Annotated in this window: 11 protein-coding genes; 6 read left to right on the top strand and 5 right to left on the bottom strand. The window is 46.1% G+C overall.

Annotated elements, in window-relative coordinates:
• Nucleotides 1–47: 47 nt before the first annotated feature.
• Nucleotides 48–1,427 carry a cysteine--tRNA ligase gene (cysS, locus tag MMG82_RS09165; RefSeq protein ID WP_047535621.1) on the bottom strand — a complete coding sequence of 460 codons (1,380 nt, stop codon included), beginning with the start codon at nt 1,425–1,427 and terminating at the stop codon, nt 48–50.
• Nucleotides 1,428–1,567: 140 nt separating this feature from the next.
• Between cysS and MMG82_RS09160 the strand changes: the two genes are divergently transcribed.
• Both MMG82_RS09160 and MMG82_RS09155 read left to right on the top strand, forming a co-directional pair.
• Nucleotides 1,568–2,059 carry a peptidylprolyl isomerase gene (locus MMG82_RS09160; protein ID WP_011623251.1) on the top strand — a complete coding sequence of 164 codons (492 nt, stop codon included), beginning with the start codon at nt 1,568–1,570 and terminating at the stop codon, nt 2,057–2,059.
• A gap of 9 nt (nt 2,060–2,068) precedes the next feature.
• Nucleotides 2,069–2,788: a UDP-2,3-diacylglucosamine diphosphatase gene (locus tag MMG82_RS09155; RefSeq protein WP_047535629.1), complete on the top strand. Its 720-nt coding sequence runs from the start codon at nt 2,069–2,071 to the stop codon at nt 2,786–2,788.
• A gap of 73 nt (nt 2,789–2,861) precedes the next feature.
• On the opposite strand, the gene MMG82_RS09150 is transcribed toward MMG82_RS09155, so the two are convergent.
• The gene (locus tag MMG82_RS09150) at nt 2,862–3,644 is read right to left on the bottom strand and encodes a tRNA isopentenyl-2-thiomethyl-A-37 hydroxylase MiaE (protein ID WP_172587506.1); all 783 of its coding nucleotides are present in this window, start codon (nt 3,642–3,644) and stop codon (nt 2,862–2,864) included.
• A 280-nt stretch (nt 3,645–3,924) separates the two neighbouring features.
• On the opposite strand from MMG82_RS09150, the gene MMG82_RS09145 reads away from it, so the two are divergent.
• Nucleotides 3,925–4,521 carry a Yip1 family protein gene (locus MMG82_RS09145; protein WP_047535653.1) on the top strand — a complete coding sequence of 199 codons (597 nt, stop codon included), beginning with the start codon at nt 3,925–3,927 and terminating at the stop codon, nt 4,519–4,521.
• Nucleotides 4,522–4,733: 212 nt separating this feature from the next.
• On the opposite strand, the gene glnS is transcribed toward MMG82_RS09145, so the two are convergent.
• The 3 genes from glnS to MMG82_RS09130 form a co-directional block, all read right to left on the bottom strand.
• On the bottom strand, nt 4,734–6,404 hold the full coding sequence (glnS, locus tag MMG82_RS09140; RefSeq protein ID WP_037417167.1) for a glutamine--tRNA ligase: 1,671 nt from the start codon (nt 6,402–6,404) through the stop codon (nt 4,734–4,736).
• 184 nt (nt 6,405–6,588) lie between these two features.
• Nucleotides 6,589–8,883 (bottom strand): Fe(2+) transporter permease subunit FeoB, encoded by a 2,295-nt coding sequence (feoB, locus tag MMG82_RS09135; protein ID WP_047535656.1) that lies wholly within the window; start codon nt 8,881–8,883, stop codon nt 6,589–6,591.
• Nucleotides 8,876–9,115: a FeoA family protein gene (locus tag MMG82_RS09130; RefSeq protein ID WP_011623257.1), complete on the bottom strand. Its 240-nt coding sequence runs from the start codon at nt 9,113–9,115 to the stop codon at nt 8,876–8,878. Before MMG82_RS09130 ends, feoB begins: the two co-directional genes overlap by 8 nt.
• Nucleotides 9,116–9,540: 425 nt before the next feature.
• Here MMG82_RS09130 and MMG82_RS09125 point away from each other — a divergent pair, with 425 nt between their 5' ends.
• From MMG82_RS09125 to MMG82_RS09115, 3 genes are read left to right on the top strand one after another with little or no spacing between them, the layout of a single operon-like run.
• Entirely contained in the window at nt 9,541–10,506 is a 966-nt protein-coding gene (locus tag MMG82_RS09125; RefSeq protein ID WP_144345834.1) for a DmsE family decaheme c-type cytochrome, read from the top strand.
• A 13-nt stretch (nt 10,507–10,519) separates the two neighbouring features.
• On the top strand, nt 10,520–12,658 hold the full coding sequence (locus MMG82_RS09120; RefSeq protein ID WP_047535664.1) for an MtrB/PioB family decaheme-associated outer membrane protein: 2,139 nt from the start codon (nt 10,520–10,522) through the stop codon (nt 12,656–12,658).
• A gap of 35 nt (nt 12,659–12,693) precedes the next feature.
• Nucleotides 12,694–14,613 (top strand): OmcA/MtrC family decaheme c-type cytochrome, encoded by a 1,920-nt coding sequence (locus MMG82_RS09115; protein WP_241406789.1) that lies wholly within the window; start codon nt 12,694–12,696, stop codon nt 14,611–14,613.
• Nucleotides 14,614–14,826: the final 213 nt, after the last annotated feature.

The following is a 14,826-nucleotide window of genomic DNA, read 5'->3' as shown; positions in this document are numbered from 1 at the left end:
TTTTATTGGCTGAAGATTTTTTGATTAAAGACTATCGCTAATTAAGCCTATTTCTTACGCCAAGTGGTGCCACTTGGGCCATCCTCTAAGACCACACCAAGCTCATTTAAACGATTACGCGCCACGTCAGCCGCTGGCCAATCTTTTTCACTGCGAGCGCGGTTACGTTCAACGATCAATGCTTCAATCTCTGCAACTTCATCGTCACTGCCCTCACCTTTAAAGAAGGCATCGGGAGATTGATGCAGTAAGCCCAGCACATCAGCAAGTTGTTTCATTGACACGGCTAATGCAGAAGCCTCTGCCATATCAGTGAGTTTCAGACGGTTGATCTCACGCACCATATCAAACAGCACTGAATAGGCTTCAGGGGTGTTAAAGTCATCGTCCATTGCCGCTTTAAACTTAGCAACAAACTCTTCGGCAGGTGCTGGCGCTACAGTCAGGTCAACATCTTTAATCGCAGTATATAAACGCTCTAACGCCGCACGCGCCTGCTTGAGGTTTTCCTCAGAGTAGTTGATTTGGCTACGATAGTGACCCGATAGCAGGAAGTAACGCACGGTTTCTGCATCGTAATGACTTAATACATCACGAATGGTGAAGAAGTTGCCTAAAGATTTAGACATTTTTTCGCGGTCGATCATCACCATGCCAGTGTGCATCCAATAATTCACATAAGGCGTGTCATGGGCGCAGCAAGACTGGGCAATTTCATTCTCATGGTGTGGAAACTGTAAATCTGAGCCGCCACCGTGAATATCGAAATGCAGACCTAAGTGCTTGCTATTCATCGCCGAACATTCGATATGCCAGCCTGGTCGACCCGGTCCCCATGGCGATTCCCATGTAGGCTCACCTGGTTTAGACATTTTCCACAGCACGAAATCCATTGGATTTTGCTTATTATCATCAACCTCAACCCGTGCGCCAGCCTGTAATTGCTCCAGATTCTGGCCAGATAGGCGACCGTATTCAGGAAAAGAGGCCACACTAAACAGCACATCGCCATCGGCAGCAATATAAGCATGACCACGGGCCAGTAGTCGCTCAACCATATCGATGATTTCGGCAATGTGCAGTGTGGCACGCGGCTCAAAATCAGGGCGTTTCATATTCAGCGCATCGAAATCCTTGTGCATTTCACCAATCAAGCGATCGGTTAATGTATTGCAGTCTTCTTGGTTTTCGTTAGCACGCTTGATGATTTTGTCATCAATATCGGTGATGTTGCGCTGGAAATTCACTTCATAACCCGCGTAACGCAGGTAGCGAACAATCATATCGAAGGAAACAAAAGTACGCCCATGGCCAATATGACAGAGATCGTAAACGGTCACGCCACATACATACATCCCAACTTTTCCGGGATTAATAGGCTTAAACTCCTGTTTTTGGCGGGTAATACTGTTGTAAATCTTCAACATCGGTATTCTCTTCAAAGATAGATTCAAGTGTAAAATCAAGGGGTCAGTCTACCACGCTGACGAGGGTTTTGAATACTGCACTTTGCGCGCAATCCGAGATAAGTTAGAATCGCGCCACTATTTACTGAGAGTATGAAAACATGATCACATTACACACTAATTTTGGCGACATTAAACTGCAACTGAACGCCGAAAAAGCCCCGCTGACCGTGGCAAACTTTATGAAATATGTTGACGAAGGTTTCTTCGACGGCACCATTTTCCACCGTGTAATTGACGGCTTTATGATCCAAGGCGGTGGTTTTACCGCTGAAATGAGCCAAAAACGTTGCCATGAGCCAGTGAAAAACGAAGCCAACAACGGTTTATCAAACCGTACTGGTACTATCGCGATGGCGCGTACTTCAGATCCACACTCAGCGACGGCTCAGTTTTTCATCAACGTCAACGATAACACCTTCCTCGATTTCAAATCTGAAAGCATGCAAGGTTGGGGTTACTGCGTATTTGGTGAAGTGGTTGAAGGCATGGACATCGTTGAAAAAATCAAAGCTGTCAGCACTGGTAACCGTGGCATGCACCAAGATGTGCCATTAGAAGCGGTTGTGATTGAAAAAGTAAGTGCGGCCTAATTCCCTAGGATGCGGACCTTATTTATTGGCGATCTGCACTTAAGTGCCGATCGCCTCGATATCACCCAAGCCTTTAATCGTTTTCTCGATACCGAACTTGATGATGTAGATGCTCTCTATATTCTGGGGGATCTGTTTGAGGTATGGGTCGGCGACGATTTAGCCGCACCTTTTGCCCTCGAATTAGCGCGCAAGCTCAAACAAGTATCCCAAAGATTGCCCATCTACTTTATTCACGGTAATCGAGACTTTATGTTAGGCAAACAATTTGCCGATGCTGCGGGTATGCAAATGTTGCCCGAAGTCAAATGCTTAGATCTCTATGGCGTTAACACGGTTATTTTGCATGGCGATAGCTTGTGCACCTTAGATAAAGCCTACCAACGCTTTCGCAAACTACGTAGTTTTGCCTTCGCCCGTTGGCTTTATAGCTGTTTGCCGAAGAAAAAACGTCAAGCAATCGCCAATAAAATCCGCAGTAACAGCCAAAGCAGTAATCAGCAAAAAAGCTATGTGATTATGGACGTAGAACCCAGTGCGGTGAATGCGTTATTTGCTCAAACCCACAGCAAACAGATGATCCACGGTCATACCCATAGGCCTGCTATCCATGAATTAAACAATGGCTGCAAACGGATTGTAGTCGGTGATTGGTACGAGCAAGGCAGCGTGTTAGTGGTCAGCGCCGACGGCGTGGAGCTAAAAAGCCTGCCCTTCGACGCCAGCTAAGCACCTATAGCGTCTTCACCATTAACACATCTACCACTAAGGCCTCATACCTGAATATGGTTGAGGCCGCTACTTATCTTTCCCGCTGGGCAACTAAGGGTTGACCACTGTGGAAATGAAACTCGTCATCGGGCGCCATAATCAATTCGGCTTCTCTCTCGCCAAAATAAGCAACTCGCTCGCTGATATCCTCGGTCGATACTAACTGTGCCAGCTTAAGATAATCCTCAAAATGACGCGCCTCTGAGCGCAATAAAGATATATAAAACTTATTTAATTCAGCATCTAAATAAGGCGCTAATTTGGCAAAACGCTCACAGGAGCGCGCCTCAATGTATGCACCCACAATCAACTTATCCCGCAGAATATCCTTCTCATGGGTGGTCACGTGGCTCATCATCCCTTTTGCGTAACGCCCAGCACGAATATTACGATATGGGATTTGCCGTGCGTGCATCAGCTCCAGCACTTGCTCAAAATGATGGAATTCTTCTTTTATCAAACGGATCAGGGGTGGGATCAGATCCTGTGCAAAAGCAAAATGTTGATTCGGCTGTAGATTGGCTACCAACTCGTTCTTTTTGACATCACGAGCCAAAAACTGCTCGATATCGCGATCCTTATGATAAACAAATTCCTCATAAGGTTTCGCCCATGCCAATAGCGATTGTCCGCTGTCTTTATCCAAGGCATATCGCCTCAATAAGAACATCGCAGTCTGCGCCGCTTTTAGCTCACAATTACAATGGTCAATTAAGAGTTCATCTAACGAGGCAGAGGCTCTTGCTACATCAATCCAAGTTTGCGGCGTCTCACAACGAAGAAACGCATGAACAGGTGCCAGTAATTGCTGCATGGGATCACTCAAAAATCTTAAAGAAAATATCGTCATATTTTACGCGTAATTATCAACAAGCTATAGCTTTAGACACCAGTAAACTTGACTAGCTGAACTTTTTGTTCAATAAATAATCTACACTTTAAGAACTGAGATCCTGATCACGGCACATCTCAATTCAAAGAGTAGGCAATCGGGAGTTAAAGGGATTGTGGCGCATTAACCCTGATTGCAGAGCTGTTATCAGCTCGTCTGACGTTTGGCGAGCCAACATCAATGCTGAACAAGGATAATTATAATGATACTGAATCACTTAATGGGGTTATACACTCATCCAAAGCAAGAGTGGCATGCGATTGAACAAAACCATGAAGCACTCAAAAGTAGCTTAAGTCACGTTGTTCTCATCGCACTCATTCCCGCTGTCTGTAGCTTTATTGCAACAGCTTACATTGGCTGGAATCCAGGAGCCGGTGATCCTATTTATCTCACGCCGCAAAGTGCGATGTTTATGTCCGTAGGTATGTATTTTGGCCTAATTGCAGGCGTCTTTGCCCTCGCCTATTTAGCCTATTGGATGGCAAAAACCTTCGATGCTCAGCCAACTTTCACCCAAGCATTAGAACTCGCGTCGTACACCGCAACACCGCTGTTTATGGTTGGTTTGGCGGCACTCTACCCAGTACTCTGGTTTATTATGATTGTTGGGCTGATTGGTTTAGCCTACTCGGTTTATCTGCTGTATGCAGGTGTGCCCATCATTATGAATATCCCTGAAGAGAAAGGCTTTATTTACGCCAGTTCGATGGTCACAGCAGGTTTAGTGCTCTTGGTTGGATTAATGGCCACCAGTGTTATCCTCTGGAGCATTGGGTTTGGTCCTATGTACCAATAAGGTATCAGTAGACGTTTAACCGACTGCTAGAGATGGCTTAACTTAAAAGTAGCGATAACAGCTGATAAAAATTGTGAAATCTAAAAGATGTAAAAAGCAAAGGCCCTTAGGTTTTATATCACTAAGGGCCTTTTTATTCGTAAATGCCGTTCGCAACTAGCAGCAACGGCAATCATCGTAGTGTGGCAGCGATTATCGTAGCTAACTACTTGCTATTCAAATGAGTCCCGCAGTGCAACCGTTAGGTTAAACACTAAATGCTCGGCTGAAGAGTCTTTATTGTCAGCACAGAAATAACCTTCACGCTCAAACTGATAAGCTTTTTCCGCTGGCGCATTCGCAAGGCTTGCTTCAACTAAACCATTAACCACTTCAAGTGAGTTAGGGTTAAGCACTTCATCCACTGTCTCGGCAGCAGCAGGATTTGGATCAGTGAACAAGCGTTGGTATAAACGGAATTCCGCAGGTTTAGCCGTAGTCGCTTCAACCCAATGGATTACGCCTTTCACCTTGCGACCATCGGCAGGGTTTTTACCTAAAGTATCGGCATCGTAGCTACAGTAGACGGTAGTGATATTACCTTCACTGTCTTTGTCACAACGTTCGGCTTTAATCACATAGGCGTTACGCAGGCGCACTTCTTTGCCCATGACTAGACGTTTGTACTGCTTATTGGCTTCTTCTCTGAAGTCCGCCACATCGATATACAGTTCGCGGCCAAAGGCAAGTTCACGTGTACCCATGCTTTCATCGCTTGGGTGAGACGCCGCTTGAATCGTCTCGATTTGACCTTCTGGGTAGTTCTCAATCACCACTTTTAATGGGCGAAGTACGGCCATCGCACGTGGGGCATGTTCGTTTAGCTCTTCACGGATGCAGGCATCGAGCATAGCCGCTTCAATCATGTTTTCTTGCTTAGTGATACCAATACGTTGGCAAAACTCGCGGATAGACGCTGGGGTATAACCACGACGGCGTAGACCTGCAATTGTTGGCATACGGGGATCATCCCAGCCGGTTACTAACTTGCGTGTCACTAAGTCATTTAATTTACGCTTAGACATCAGCGTATATTCAAGATTTAAGCGTGAAAACTCATATTGACGAGTACGATTTGGCGCTTGGAAATCATCTAAATTATCGAGAACCCAGTCATACAGACGACGGTTGTCTTGGAACTCAAGTGTACATAATGAGTGAGTAATGTGCTCGAGCGCGTCAGAGATACAGTGAGTAAAATCGTACATTGGATAAATGCACCACTTATCACCCGTTTGGTGATGGTGAGCAAAACGAATACGGTAAATCACCGGATCGCGCATACACATGAAAGGCGATGCCATATCAATTTTAGCGCGCAGCGCACATTCGCCCTCTTTGAATTCACCTAGACGCATTTTTTCAAATAAGCGCAGGTTTTCTTCCACAGGAGTATCACGATAAGGGCTATTTTTACCAGGCTCTTTTAACGTGCCACGGTATTCACGGGTTTCATCAGCATTGAGAAAACACACATAGGCTAAGCCTTTATTGATTAACTCAACGGCATATTGATGTAATTGGTCGAAATAGTTAGAGGAATAACGCACCTCACCATCCCACTGGAATCCCAACCAACGCACATCCGCCTGAATAGAATTGACATAATCGATGTCTTCTTTTTCAGGGTTGGTATCATCAAATCGTAAGTTACAGAGACCTTGGTAATCGCGGGCGATGCCAAAGTTCAAACAGATGGACTTAGCATGACCTATATGTAAATAACCATTTGGCTCAGGTGGAAAACGCGTCTGCACACTCGTGTGCTTACCGCTTTTCAGATCCTCATCAATGATATTACGAATAAAGTTACTCGGACGTACTTCAGTGTCCACATGACTCATGGAATTCCTCTTTGCGAACAATGGCAATTTTAACAAAACCAGCATGATCCTACAGATCTCGGCCAGTTACAATGCCCAGTATTAAAAACTAAGGGTTATGCCGTGGATAGTAAAACAATAAAAGCAGCCGTGAAAGCTGCTTTTATCTTTGTAACCACTAAGCTGACATTTATTACTCAGGGATTTACTCAGTAATAATCCGCACGCCTGGGATAATTTGCTGAGTTCTGCGCCCTTTACGTTTTAGCCATAGATAGAATATGACTAACGCACTGAGGAAGAAACCAATCCATAGACCCGATTGCAATGGGTGCTCGGCAAAGGTTGCTACTTGGTAAGCGATAGTTGCACTGCCATAGGCCAGAGAGAATGTCCATGTCGCTGCAAACGTTGCCCAACGAGTACCAAACTCGTTCACTAAAGCGCCCATCGCCGCAACACAGGGAGTATAGAGTAAGATAAACAGCAAATAAGAAAACGCTGCCACCTTGGTAGTAAACCCAGATTGCAAGGCACTAAAGGTTGACGTTGCAACACCTTGCGCCTCTGCCGCAACATAGGTACTGGACACATCGCCTACAGATAACTTAAGCGGGTCTTCCAAATCTAAACCAAACAAGTTTGCTGGGATAGTCGCAAGAGCCTCATTAAAACTATCGGCTAATGGTGTTAATTCGCCGTCCTCAGAACCTGCATTGGTATATAAGCTATTGAGTGTTCCCACCACCGCTTCTTTGGCAAAAATCCCAGTGATAATCCCGACCGTTGCAGGCCAGTTATCTTGCTCAATTCCCATTGGCGAGAAGATAGGTGTCACTTTCTGGCTCGCTACGCTTAAGAGTGACGCTTGGCTATTCTCATGGCCAAAGCTACCATCTACCCCTATCGCATTGATAAAATTGAGCAGTGTCACTACTAGTACAATGGTTTTACCCGCACCAAGGATAAAACTCTTAGTCCGCTTACCAGTACGCACCATCACCGCTTTAAATTTAGGCAACTCATAACTTGGTAACTCCATCACTACCGCACTACTGGTGCCTGGTAATAAAGTGCTTCGCAGCAACAATCCGGTACCGATGGCCGCAAAAATCCCGATGATATACAGTAAAAATACCAGGTTTTGGCCAGAGTCTGGGAAAAATGCCGCCGCAAATAGTGCATACACAGGCAACCGGGCACCACAAGACATAAAGGGAGCCATCATTCCCGTGACAATACGCTCACGCTCACTGCCTAAGGTACGCGTTGCCATAATGGCTGGCACAGAGCAACCAAAGCCCACGATCATTGGTACGAAAGCTTTGCCCGGTAAACCTATGCGACGCATTAATCCGTCAACCACAAACGCGGCACGAGCCATATAGCCCGAACTTTCAAGAACAGATAAACCAAGGAATAATGCCGCAATCACAGGAATAAACGTAGAAACGGTTTGAATACCTTGGCCCACACCACCCGCAAGGATAGTCACCAACCAAGCTGGCGCGCCTATGTTATTGAGCAGTGCACCAAAATGATCGACCAGTAATGCCCCTGCGAACACATCGAAGAAATCGATAAACGCACTGCCGATGTTGATGCTGAACATAAACATCAAATACATGACAAATAAGAACACCGGAATGCCAAGTACAGGATGTAAGACTAATTTATCGAGTTTATCACTCAAGGTTAAGAAGCCATCGGCTTTAACGGAACCTTGGAATACTCGCTCCACAAAATTAAAGCGAGTGGTTGCGACCATCACTTCAATGTCGTGTCCTTGCTGCGCAATTTGCTGAGTACAAGTATTCACCTCATCCTGAAGCTCAGCATTTTTACAGCTACCACAACCAGAACCGTTACCCAACATCGCTAAGGCGCGGCCACGGCTTAAATTGGGATCTTTACTACAAAGTAGTTGCACGCCTGCTTCAATTTGCTCGTCGTAATCAAGTAACAAAGGCGCTTCAGATACACGACCTTCAAGTAAGTCAAGCACTTGCGCTTGAACTTTAGCAACATCAGCAGGATCGCGGGAACAAACCCCGATCACTGGGCAGCCAAGCTCTTGGCTCATTTTCTTTAAATCGACACGAATGCCACGCTTGATAGCTGCATCGATTTTGTTCAACACCACCACCATAGGGATCGACAATTCACGGAGTTGTGCCGTCAAATAGAGGTGGCGCTCGATATTGGTCGCATCAACTAAGTTAATGATGCCATCGACACGTTGTTCGGCGAGATATTGTTGAGCAATCTGCTCATCGAGAGAACAATCACAGCTATTACCCGCAGGGAGTAAATCATAGATACCGGGTAAGTCGGTTAAGTAAACGTCAGCACCATTGAGAGTGAAATGACCGGTTTTTTTCTCAACCGTCACACCGGACCAGTTGCCAACTTGCTGATTCGCGCCTGTAAGCGCGTTAAAGAGTGTTGATTTCCCAGCGTTTGGGTTACCAACGGTGACGCAATGAAACTGCTTAGTCATTCGCCTTTTCCACCTCAATAATGTCTGCCAAGTCTCTGCGCATACAAAGCTTACTACCACGAATATCCAGCTCTAAACCAGAGCCCATTGGCGCTCGGCGAATCAAAGAAAATCGTGTATTAGGGGTAATGCCCATGGACAATAATTTACGCTTCACTGTTTGCGGCAAATCTAATCGCCCGATTTCAGAAATAATGCCACGGTCACCGGGACTGAGTTCGCTTAACTTCATTACCTATTTCACCTTGTAACAGCTTCAGCTTGAAAAACTGTGCTCATTTTATCTGAGCTATGGAGCTAATAACTTTACCTAGATCAAGCTTTTTGACTGGTAACGATAATAGTTTTCAATTGTGTTGAGTATTATGTGACAAAAATCTCAATGAATAAACGCCTGACCGAAAATAAAAATGCCAGCTAGCTGCCACCATTTATCGCAATCGAACAACATGTTCAATAAGCGTTAAAAAAAGTCATCCTCGGTACAAAATGAGACATTTATCACACTTATTATTTATCCCTACAAAATCATTCCTCTTTACAGTCAACCAGCTAAAAAATGTTAAGCACTTGTCACGTGCTTGTTCTAATATTAATCAGCTAAATTAGCGATGTCGAAAGCTTGAAAAATAACAAATAAAACGCACTCGGGAATAGATGAACATGGATATTGGTTTAAAGTTCAAAAGCATAACTCAGGTTATGCTTGCTCTGATGTTATCGATACTCAGCCTTTCAACGGTAGCAACACCTTGGGATGACAAGCCACCCGAGGAGGTCGTCGCGACTTTGGACAAAAAATTTGCCGAAGGTAAGTACTCGGCCAAAGGGGCTGACACTTGCCTGATGTGCCATAAGAAAAGTGCCACTGTGATGGCCATTTTTGATGGTGTACATGGTAATCCTAATGTCAAAGATTCCCCCATGGCCGACTTACAGTGTGAGGCTTGCCACGGCCCACTCGGTAATCATAACAAGGGCGGCAAAGAGCCGATGATCACCTTCGGCCAGAATTCTCCGGTTCCCGCGCAAAAACAAAACAGTGTCTGCATGAGTTGCCATAACGACGATCAACGCATCGCGTGGAAAGGTAATCACCATGACAATGCCGATATCCCCTGCAGTAGCTGTCACCAAGTACACGTAGCAAAAGACCCTATCAGCGACAAAGCCAACGAAGTAGCAATTTGTACCCAATGCCATACTCAACAAAAAGCGGATATGCACAAACGCTCATCCCATCCACTACAGTGGCAACAAATGGTCTGTAGCGATTGCCACAATCCCCATGGCAGTTTAAATGATGCCAGTCTGAAACAAATGAGCGTCAACGAAAACTGTTACAGCTGCCACGCCGAAAAACGCGGTCCTAAATTGTGGGAACATGCGCCAGTCACCGACAATTGTGCTAACTGCCATAACCCCCACGGCAGCGTGAATGAGTCAATGCTCATCAGTAAACCGCCACAATTGTGCCAACAATGCCACGCCTCCGATGGCCACAGCAGTAATGCTTACTTTGGTAATCAAACAAATGCCTTCACCTCGGGTAATTCCTGTATGAATTGCCATGGACAAGTGCATGGTTCAAACCATCCATCCGGCAAGTTGCTCCAGAGATAACAAGGAAATGATCATGCAAATAATGAACATATCGACTCCTAGAGCTTGTTTCTCACTCACATTACTGGCTTGGGCGATTAGTGGCGTACTCAACACAGCCCATGCTGAAGGATATGAAATCCAAAAAGCGAATCGCAGCGGCGTAAAAAGTGACTCATGGAGCTGCAAGCAATGCCAGCCCAAAACAGGGCACCAAGGCAACGTCAGTGCCACGCTCGCCTATAATGACGGCGAAGATAGCCGTTTTGGTAATCGCACTGGCACGGATAAAGATGGCTTGGTCGGTGCTGTGGGCGCCGATATGCAATACCAAGCTGAGAGTGGTTACAAAACCCGGCTTGAGGCCGATAAACTGGGATTTGATACGGGGTCTGCCAAGCTCACCACAGGCCAACCTGGACACTATCAAATCCAATTGGGTTATAAAGGTCTCGCCAACTATCAATACAATCAGCTAAAGAGCCCTTATCTCACCGATAACGATAAGATGCTCTTGCCTGATAATTGGGTAGAGGGAGCAACGACCCACTCCATGCCGTTACTGCAATCGAGTTTAATCGAGCAGGACTTAAGCATTACGCGGAATAGATTCAACCTCGGCGGTTACTACGCAGGCCATATCTCATCGAGCAGCCGCTACAAAGCCTCGGTGAACTACCAGCATGAAAACCGCAGCGGCGCGAAAAAGACCAGCGCAAATATTCTCACTAACAGTGTGATGTTGGCGCAGCCAATTGATGACAGCACAAATGAAGTCGATGCCAGAGTCTATTTTGGCGGCGCAGGCTGGCAAGCGGGTATAAACAGCCAGATAAGCCAATACAAGAATGACCATCAGGCACTGCTATGGCAATCGGCCTATACGCCCACATTTGGTGCGGCCTACTTTGGCCAAAATGCCGTCGACCCAGATAACAAGGCCTATCGGATCGCCGCCGAGGCCAGTGGTGGTCAAAATGGCCATAACATCCTCATGCACGCGGGCATCAGTAACATGTCACAGGATGAGGCTTTTCTGCCTGCGACCATTAATGGCCCCTCCCCTGTACTGCCAACCGATAATTTAGATGCCCAAGTGGATATCCTAGATATGGTGCTTAAGTATTCTGGCCGTATTACACAGGATTTAAGCGTTCAAGCCAGTTATAACTATCAAGACAGGGAAAACAAGACGGCTCAGTTAGATTTCCCACAGGTCGTGACCGACAGCTTTTATCAAGGCACAGCTACAAATCGTCTCTACGATAAACGCAGTAAACAATTTGATCTCAAAGGTAAATATCGCCTAACGCCGTCGGCCTATGCTGAAGCGGGATATAGCCGAGATGAAATCATGTATTCGGAGCTTGATAGGCAGTCCATCGATGAATCGGGTCTCTTTGCCAAACTCAGCTACCGCTATTCGCCAGCTTGGTCAGCTTGGTTAAAGGGCGAAGTATTAGATCGGAATGGCAGTGAATACGATGCTGTAACAAGCACACAAAGTCCGAGTAATCCTTGGCTACGTAAGTCTTATCTTGCTGATCGCAAACGTCAAAAAGTCACCTTGCACACAGATTACCAAACCGATATAGGGTTCTCTGTGGGTGCGAGTTTACACAGTATTGATGATGACTATAACCATACATCAGTCGGGCTCACCCAAGTGTCTTACCTTGGCTACGATGTAACTGCGCAGTATCTCATTAGCGACAATCTAAGTCTTAACGCCTATCTCAACCAAGACTGGCGCGATTCAGATCAGGCCGGAAGCAATCGTTTCTCAACACCTGATTGGTACAGCACCGCGGAAGAGAAATCGACCCTGATTGGCGCGGGTATCTCCTATCAAAACCTGCTGGATAATCGTTTAGATCTGGGATTGGACTACAGCTACTCCGATGGTCAAAGCGATACTGAAATCACCTATGGCATCACTAGCCCCTACGGTGACTACTACAGTCGCAAGCACAATATTAACGCCTACGCCAAATATAAGCTGGCCGACAGTATGTCATTACGCTTCGATTGGTTGTTCGAGAAATATCAAGATGCAGACTGGCAAAACCAAAACACCACTTGGGACACTGTCCCCAATGTGCTCAGTTTTGGCGACATCAGCCACGATTACAATGCTCATTACTTAGGTTTGACCTTAAGCTACCAAATGTAACTTAGGCACTGACAGCGTATTCCAAGGATAGAAATATGAACAAGTTTGCCAAATTAACCACACAATATAGTTTGATGCTGCTCCTCGCCACACTTGCCTCCGCTTGTGGGGGCAATGATGGTAATGATGGCTCACCTGGTGAGCCGGGGAAACCACCCGCAATAACGATCACTAGCCTAAACATCATGGTCGATAAAGTCACCGTGACCGACGGCATTGCCCAAGTCGATTATCAGGTGAGCAATCAAGACGATGAAGCCGTGGTTGGTATTCCTTCAGCCACCTTCATTGCAGCGCAATTACTACCTCAGGGCGCCACAGGTGCTGGTAATAGCAGTGAGTGGCAACATTTCACCTCTGAAACGTGCGCCGCTTCTTGCCCAGGCACGATTGTTGACCATAAAAACGGCCATTACAGCTATCGTTTTAGCGCCACATTTAACGGCATGAATGGGGTGACATTCGTTAACGACGCCACCCAACGACTAGTCATCAAACTGGGCGACGATGCATTAGCCGATGGCACAGCGCTCCCTATAACTAATCAGCACTATGATTGGCAAACCTCGGGGAATACCTTAGCTTATACCCGTAACTTAATTACCATTGAAACCTGTAATAGCTGCCACAACAATTTAGCGTTCCATGGTGGACGTTATAACCAAGTTGAAACCTGCGTAACCTGCCATAACAGTAAGAAAGTCAGCAATCCCGCGGATATTTTCCCGCAAATGATACACAGCAAACATTTAACGGGATTCCCTCAATCCATCAGTAATTGCCAGACTTGCCACGTTGATAATCCAGATTTAGCCGAGCGTCAAAATTGGCATAGGGTACCCACCATGGAAGCCTGTGGTGCCTGCCATACCCAAATTAATTTCCCTGCGGGCCAAGGCCATCCAGCCCAAGCGGATAATAGCAATTGCGTTGCTTGCCATAATGCCGATTGGACCGCCAGCGTACACGGCAATGAAGATCAAATTGCCGCGTTAGCTCAATTTAGTCCTAGCATCAGTAGTGCAAGCATGGATGCCTATGGCACAGTGACTGTTGCGGTGACCCTGACCAACCCCAGCACAGGCACTGTTTACCTAGATAGCGCAGATAAACTCAAATTTATCAGCGACCTAAGGGTTTATGCTAACTGGGGAACCAGTTTCGATTACAGCACCCGCTCTGCGCGCTCAATTCGTCTCCCTGACTCCACGCCAGTTTCTGGCAGCAATGGCACCTACGTTTACACTATTTCAGGTCTCACTGTTCCAGCGGGAACTGAGGCCGACCATGGCGGCTTAGCGATTCAAGGTCGAGTTTGCGCCAAAGATAAAGTATTAGTGGATTGCAGTACCGAACAGGCAGAAGTGCTGGTGATCAAATCAAGTCATAGTTACTTCAATATGTCTGCATTAACCAGCACTGGCCGCCGCGAAATCATTAGCAATGCCAACTGTGCTAGCTGCCACGGCGATCAACAACTGAATATTCATGGTGCGCGCAACGATTTAGCAGGCCAATGCCAACTTTGCCACAACCCGAATATGCAGGCCGATGCTACAGCGGCAAATCCCTCCATTACCTCCTTTGACTTTAAACAGTTAATTCATGGGATCCATACCAGCCAATTTACTGGTTTTGCAGATCTCAACTACCCAGGCAAAATCGGTAATTGTGCTCAATGCCATATCAAAGATGCAGCAGGCGTTTCAACGGTTGCCCTGCCCTTAAATACAGCGGTTCAACCGCTTGCGCTTAACAATGGCACCTTTACCAGCCCGATAGCCGCCGTATGCAGTAACTGTCACTCAAGTGATGCGACCCACAATCATATGAAGCAACAAGGTGCCGTGTTTGCAGGCTCCAAAGCTGATGCAACCGCAGGCTCTGAAACCTGTGCATTCTGCCATGGACAAGGGGCCGTCGCCGATGTACTCAAAGTCCACCCAATTAATTAACCCTATGATGCAGGCCAAAAGGCCTGTAACTGCAGATATAAAAGGAACTCATACTATGCAGTCTTCTACCTCTAAAGAAATAGTCAGATCTCAATCACATAACCCGCTTAAAGTGACTGATAAATACCAATGACTTAGTTAGCCTTACAGGTGGGATCTAATCCCACACATTAAATGCCAATAATGAGATTTATTCTTATTTGATAAGTGTTT

It is taken from the genome of Shewanella sp. MM_2022_3, assembly GCF_022557375.1.
Classification (GTDB): Bacteria; Pseudomonadota; Gammaproteobacteria; order Enterobacterales; family Shewanellaceae; genus Shewanella; species Shewanella xiamenensis.
This window is presented reverse-complemented; position numbering and strand designations above follow the sequence as displayed.

What these genes read in the sequence shown, in the direction of transcription:
- MMG82_RS09145 (WP_047535653.1), top strand. Translation starts at nt 3,925, where the DNA reads ATGATACTGAATCACTTAATGGGGTTATACACTCATCCAAAGCAAGAG.
- MMG82_RS09115 (WP_241406789.1), top strand. Translation starts at nt 12,694, where the DNA reads ATGAACAAGTTTGCCAAATTAACCACACAATATAGTTTGATGCTGCTC.
- MMG82_RS09125 (WP_144345834.1), top strand. Translation starts at nt 9,541, where the DNA reads ATGAACATGGATATTGGTTTAAAGTTCAAAAGCATAACTCAGGTTATG.
- MMG82_RS09155 (WP_047535629.1), top strand. Translation starts at nt 2,069, where the DNA reads ATGCGGACCTTATTTATTGGCGATCTGCACTTAAGTGCCGATCGCCTC.
- feoB (WP_047535656.1), bottom strand. Translation starts at nt 8,883, where the DNA reads ATGACTAAGCAGTTTCATTGCGTCACCGTTGGTAACCCAAACGCTGGG.
- cysS (WP_047535621.1), bottom strand. Translation starts at nt 1,427, where the DNA reads ATGTTGAAGATTTACAACAGTATTACCCGCCAAAAACAGGAGTTTAAG.
- MMG82_RS09120 (WP_047535664.1), top strand. Translation starts at nt 10,520, where the DNA reads ATGCAAATAATGAACATATCGACTCCTAGAGCTTGTTTCTCACTCACA.
- MMG82_RS09150 (WP_172587506.1), bottom strand. Translation starts at nt 3,644, where the DNA reads ATGCAGCAATTACTGGCACCTGTTCATGCGTTTCTTCGTTGTGAGACG.
- glnS (WP_037417167.1), bottom strand. Translation starts at nt 6,404, where the DNA reads ATGAGTCATGTGGACACTGAAGTACGTCCGAGTAACTTTATTCGTAAT.
- MMG82_RS09160 (WP_011623251.1), top strand. Translation starts at nt 1,568, where the DNA reads ATGATCACATTACACACTAATTTTGGCGACATTAAACTGCAACTGAAC.
- MMG82_RS09130 (WP_011623257.1), bottom strand. Translation starts at nt 9,115, where the DNA reads ATGAAGTTAAGCGAACTCAGTCCCGGTGACCGTGGCATTATTTCTGAA.